The organism is Halorubrum sp. SP9 (assembly GCF_005435015.1).
Lineage (GTDB): Archaea > Halobacteriota > Halobacteria > Halobacteriales > Haloferacaceae > Halorubrum > Halorubrum sodomense.
Window position 1 is genome coordinate 447 of the sequence record NZ_SGXU01000215.1, and the last position, 268, is coordinate 714.

Here is a 268-nt window from a genome sequence, read left to right on the forward strand (position 1 = left end):
TCCTGACCTCCGCGTCTACGATGACGGTGAACTGATCGCCTACATCGAACTGAAGGTCAAGACCAGCCCCGAGTGGTTCGCTCGCTGTAACCGTCGTCACTTCAACGAGTACGTCAACTTCACCAACGAGGTAGATGAGCCTGTCTTCATCTGGTTCGCGCTGGTGGACTCTGTGACGGAGCAGCTCCACCGCTCGGCGTTTTTCGAAGTCGAGGACACCGACCAGATCGACGGGCGGGTTGTGAACGTGACCGAGCAGGCGATGGTC

Annotated in this window: 1 protein-coding gene; it reads left to right on the top strand. The window is 58.2% G+C overall.

The window, feature by feature from the left end:
* On the top strand, positions 1-268 hold a 268-nt coding region (locus tag EXE45_RS19895), incomplete at both ends, for a hypothetical protein (protein WP_158294314.1).